We start from the raw sequence: 884 nt of genomic DNA, 5'->3' as shown, positions 1-884 counted from the left end.
CCGCAACGCACTCTTTACGTTTGTGCCGGTTCAGGATGGCGTCAGAATTTATCCGGACGGGGTGGTCGTCGAGATTGCGTTGGACAATGGAGAGGTTACTGCCTACAATTCGACGGAGTATCTGTTTAATCACAAAAAGAGAATTCTCTCCAAGCCCCGCCTCTCGAAAGAAGAAGCGAGGAAAAAAGTCAATCCGAGTGTAAAAGTGACGGATCAGCGGCTTGCTCTTATCGAAGGGAAAAACGATGGAAAAGAAGTGCTGACGTGGGAAATGACAGGCAGCTTTGAAGGGAATTCGTACATGGTTTACATCAATGCCATGAATGGAGAAGAAGAAGAAGTTGTGAAAATGGAAACGGGATCAGGACAGAACGAAGGACAATAGTGCTAAAAAATAGGGGGAAAGCTAGTTTTTGAGCGGCTTTCCCTATTTGCTGATTCCAAACAAAAGGGTATATAATGGAAAGGGTGATAGGGAAGGAGAGGAACAGTTACTTTATGATGCTTCCACGAATAGGACAAACAATAAGACTAAACTTCACGAGTTCCTCAGAAGAAATGGAGCTGCAAACTTTCAAAAGCCGTGTGGCGGATTTGAAGGATGATGTAGCTTCCATCGAGTTGCCAACCAGCGAAAACACTGGACGGACTGGCTTATTTCAACCAGGGACAGAATGCTTGGTTTGGTATGTTGGCGAGGATGGCTCACGCTATGAATTCCGCTCTGCGATTGTCGGCAGGCAAAACAATCATATTCCTGTACTGCTTCTGCAACTGCCGGATAAAGAGGAGATTGTGCGAACGCAGCGGCGAAACTACTTGAGAATTGACACCACGCTAGATATCGCAATCAAACTGGATGATCCAATTCGACGTTATCATTT

2 protein-coding genes are annotated in these 884 nt (G+C 45.6%); both read left to right on the top strand.

What is annotated here, in order from left to right; translation table 11 throughout:
* A partial coding sequence (locus C7R94_RS29665; RefSeq protein WP_199197986.1) for a PepSY1/2 domain-containing protein occupies nucleotides 1–385 on the top strand: 385 nt, incomplete at its 5' end.
* Between the two features lie 173 nt (nucleotides 386–558).
* The coding region (locus C7R94_RS29660; protein WP_233220712.1) for a flagellar brake domain-containing protein at nucleotides 559–884 on the top strand (326 nt) is incomplete at its 3' end.

It is taken from the genome of Brevibacillus sp. NRRL NRS-603, from assembly GCF_003013445.1.
GTDB lineage: Bacteria > Bacillota > Bacilli > Brevibacillales > Brevibacillaceae > Brevibacillus > Brevibacillus formosus.
This window is presented reverse-complemented; position numbering and strand designations above follow the sequence as displayed.